The organism is Nocardia thailandica NBRC 100428, assembly GCF_000308795.1.
In the GTDB taxonomy this organism is placed as follows: Bacteria; Actinomycetota; Actinomycetes; order Mycobacteriales; family Mycobacteriaceae; genus Nocardia; species Nocardia thailandica.
Genome location: NZ_BAGK01000051.1, coordinates 1 through 4128 on the forward strand (window position 1 = coordinate 1; position 4128 = coordinate 4128).

The window sequence follows — 4128 nt, forward strand, 5'->3', positions numbered from 1 at the left end:
GCGACCACGCCGACGACCTGCGCTCCCGCGTCGGCGCGCCGCTGGTGCTGCGCGGCGTCGCCGTGCGTGACCTCGGCAAGGACCGCGGCCTGCCCGCCGACCTGCTGACCACCGACGCCGAGGCGCTGGTCGCCCGCGACGACGTCGACCTGGTCGTCGAGGTCATGGGCGGGATCGATCCGGCCCGCGCCCTCATCCGCACCGCCCTGACCGCGGGCAAGTCCGTCGTCACCGCCAACAAGGCGCTGCTGGCCGACTACACCGGCGAGCTGGCCGCGGCCGCGGAGTCCAGCCGCGCCGACCTGTACTTCGAGGCCGCCGTCGCGGGCGCCATCCCCGTGGTGCGCCCGCTGATCCAGTCGCTGTCCGGCGACCGGGTCGACCGCGTGGTCGGCATCGTCAACGGCACGACCAACTTCATCCTCTCGGCCATGGACGAGACCGGCGCCGCCTACGACGACGTGCTCGCCGAGGCCACCCGCCTCGGGTACGCCGAGGCCGACCCGACCGCCGACGTCGAGGGCTTCGACGCCGCCGCGAAGGCCGCGATCCTGGCCTCGCTGGCCTTCCACACCCGCGTGACCGCGGCCGATGTGTACCGCGAGGGCATCTCCAAGATCACCGCCGAGGACCTGGAGACCGCGTCGGCGGTCGGCTGCACGGTCAAGCTGCTCGCCATCTGCGAGCGCGTCTCGGCGGGCCCGGGCGAGCCAACCCCCGAGGAAGGCGGCAAGGAGCGCGTCTCCGTGCGCGTCTACCCGGCGCTCATCCCGCGCAAGCACCCGCTCGCCGCGGTCAACGGCGCGTTCAACGCCGTCGTCGTGGAGGCCGAGAACGCGGGCAGGCTGATGTTCTACGGCCAGGGCGCGGGCGGCGCGCCGACCGCCTCGGCCGTGCTCGGCGACCTCGTCATGGCGGCCCGCAACAAGTTCTACGGCGGCCGCGCGCCGGGCGAATCGGTCTATGCTGAGCTGCCGATCGCCCCGATCGGCGACACCCCCACGCGCTACCACGTGAACATGCAGGTCGCCGACCGTCCCGGCGTGCTGGCCGCGGTGGCGGGGGAGTTCGCCCAGCACGGGGTCAGCATCTCCACCGTGCGCCAGCAGGGGCACGGCGAAGGCGCCCGTCTGGTGGTCGTCACACACCAGGCGACCGAGTCGGCCCTGGCCGACACCGTCGCCGCCCTGGCGGAGATGGACTCCGTCACCTCCGTGACCAGCGTTCTGAGATTGGAAGGCACCGAAGAATGAGCACGAACTCGGCCGTGGCGCCCCAGACCGGCGTGCACTCCCGCTGGCCCGGCCTGATCGCGGCCTACCGCGACCGGCTCGCCGGTGCGGCCGACTGGGAGCCGGTGACCCTGTTCGAGGGCGGCACCCCGCTGGTGCCCGCGCCGCATCTGTCGCAGCTGACCGGCTGCGAGGTGTACCTGAAGGTCGAGGGCGCCAACCCCACCGGTTCCTTCAAGGACCGCGGCATGACCATGGCCATGACCGACGCCAAGTACCGCGGCCAGAAGGCCGTGCTGTGCGCCTCCACGGGCAACACCTCGGCCTCGGCGGCCGCCTACGCCACCCGCGCGGGCATGGACTGCGCGGTGCTGATCCCGCAGGGCAAGATCGCGATGGGCAAGCTGGCCCAGGCTGTCATGCTCGGCGCGAAGATCATCCAGGTCGAGGGCAACTTCGACGACTGTCTCGAGCTGGCGCGGAAGGTGACCTCCGACTTCCCCGAGGTCGGCCTGGTCAACTCGGTGAACCCCGCGCGGATCGAGGGTCAGAAGACCGCGTCGTTCGAGATCTGCGACGTGCTGGGCAAGGCGCCCGACGTGCACGTGCTCCCGGTCGGCAACGCGGGCAACATCACCGCCTACTGGCGCGGGTACCGCGAGTACCACGCCGACGGCATCACCGGTTCGCTGCCGCGGATGCTGGGCGTGCAGGCCGCGGGCGCGGCGCCGCTGGTCAACGGCGCGCCGGTCAAGGATCCCGAGACGGTGGCCACCGCCATCCGCATCGGCGCCCCCGCCTCGTGGAACGGCGCCGTGGAGGCCAAGGAGCAGTCCGGTGGCGCGTTCCGCGCGGCCACCGACTCCGAGATCCTGGCCGCGTACCGGCTGGTCGCCGCGACCGAGGGCGTCTTCGTCGAGCCCGCCTCCGCGGCGAGCGTGGCCGGTCTGCTCGCCGCGCGTGCCGAGGGCTGGCTCGACTCGGGCCTGACGGTGGTGTGCACGGTGACCGGTAACGGCCTCAAGGACCCCGACAACGCGCTGGCCGGTATGCCCGAGGTCAAGCCGGTCGCCGTCGATCCCGTCGCGGTGGCACACGAGCTCGAACTGGCCTGAGACCGTGACAGCGAACGCGCGTGAGACCGAGCTGATGACCGCCACATTGCCCGCGGGCCTGGCGGTGACTGTGCGGGTCCCCGCCTCCACCGCCAATCTCGGCCCCGGATTCGACTGCCTGGGAATGGCGTTGGGCATCTACGACGAGATCGAGGTGCGCACCACCGAATCGGGTCTGTCGATCCGGGTCGAGGGCGAGGGCGCCGACGACGTGCCCTGGGGCCCAACGCATCTGGTGGTCCGGGCGATCGAGCGCGGGCTCGAGGCGGCCGGCATCGCCGGCGGCGGGCTCGACGTGGTCTGCCGCAACGCCATCCCGCACTCGCGCGGTCTCGGCTCCAGCGCCTCGGCCGTGGTCGGCGGCCTGACCGCGGGTGCCGCCCTGGCCGCCAAGGCCGACCCGGCGCTGGCGGTGAGCGCGGACGAGCTGGTCCAGCTGGCCTCGGAGTTCGAGGGTCATCCCGACAACGCCGCGGCCAGCGTGCTCGGCGGCGTCGTCGTCTCCTGGACCGAGGCGACCGCCGACGGCACCCCGTCCTACCGGGCGGTGCGGCTGGAACCGGCGGCGCGACTGCGCCCGGTGGTGCTCATCCCGCAGGAGCGTTCCTCGACCGCGCACACCCGCGGGCTGCTCCCGGAGACGGTCCCGCACGGCGACGCCGCGTTCAACGTCAGCCGCGCGGCGCTGGCCGTCGTCGCGCTGACCGAGCGCCCCGATCTGCTCGGCCCGGCCACCCAGGACCGCCTGCACCAGACCCAGCGCGCGCCCGCGCTGCCGCTCACCACGGCCTGGATCGCGCGGTTGCGGGCCGCGGGCATCGCGGCGACCGTGTCGGGCGCCGGCCCGACCGTGCTGGCGCTGACCACGGAGGATTTCCCCGCCGACCTGCGGGAACAGGCGATCGCCGACGGTTTGCGCGTGGTCGAGCCGGGCGTCGCGGACGGCGTGCTGGTCGACTGACGGCGCGCCTGCCTTGCCGACTTTCCGGATTGCCAGCTATTCTGTGCAAGTCCGTACATCGTGCGCATCAGACGCCGGTGCTTCACAGGGCAATCGCTCCAGCAGGCCCGTCACGCGCGAGCCTCCAGGCCATCCAGCCTCGGAGGCGCTGTGTAGCTGGGGAGCTGCGCAACTGGAATGATCTCTCCTCACCACTTGTCTTCTGGTGGCGAAGCCCCCGGTACGCCCCGTGCGTCCTGTACGGCACAAGCGCCCGGATGGACGCACAATCCGAGCGGGCACGCGTGCCCCGACTACGGAACGAATCCCCTCGACTCTGCACACGGCAATCGAGGGAAGTGAAAGGATTTCCGTGACAGATACGGACCTGCTCGCGACACCCGGGGTGGAATCGAGTCCATCGAACTCGGGCAGCCGCGAAAGTGAATCCGGACAGATTGCGAAGATGAGCGAACAAACCGACGTCGCACGATCGGGGCTGACTGGAATGTTGTTGCCGCAGTTGCGCGCACTGGCCGGGGAACTCGGTATCCGAGGCACCTCCGGCATGCGCAAGGGCGATCTCATCGCCGCCATCAAGGAGAACCAGGCCGGGGGCGGCAAGGCCGCCGACAAGCCCGCCGCCAAGAGCGAGGGCAAGGCCGACAAGCCCGCCAAGCAGGCCGCCGCCGAGGCGAAGACCGAGCAGGCCGCCCCGGCCGCGGCCCCCGAGGCCGCCGCCGAGCGTGCGCCGAAGGCCGAGGCTCCCAAGTCCGAAGCCCCGAAGACCGACGCCCCCAAGGGCGAGGCCGCCAGGACCGAGGCGCCGAAAACCGAGGCG

The 4128-nt window shown here is 72.2% G+C and carries 4 protein-coding genes; all 4 read left to right on the forward strand.

Translation table 11 applies throughout. The features are described 5' to 3' along the window. On the forward strand, nucleotides 1-1253 hold a 1253-nt coding region (locus tag ON36_RS05620; protein WP_043648516.1), incomplete at its 5' end, for a homoserine dehydrogenase. Next, the gene (gene thrC / locus ON36_RS05625) at nucleotides 1250-2347 is read left to right on the forward strand and encodes a threonine synthase (RefSeq protein ID WP_052313684.1); all 1098 of its coding nucleotides are present in this window, start codon (nucleotides 1250-1252) and stop codon (nucleotides 2345-2347) included. The genes ON36_RS05620 and thrC, both read left to right, overlap by 4 nt. Before the next feature lie 34 nt (nucleotides 2348-2381). Then, complete coding sequence (gene thrB / locus ON36_RS05630; RefSeq protein WP_043648522.1) at nucleotides 2382-3308, forward strand: homoserine kinase; 927 nt, start codon at nucleotides 2382-2384, stop codon at nucleotides 3306-3308. A 445-nt stretch (nucleotides 3309-3753) separates the two neighbouring features. Next, nucleotides 3754-4128: Rho termination factor N-terminal domain-containing protein (locus ON36_RS05635; protein ID WP_174377540.1), on the forward strand; the 375-nt coding region annotated here is incomplete at its 3' end.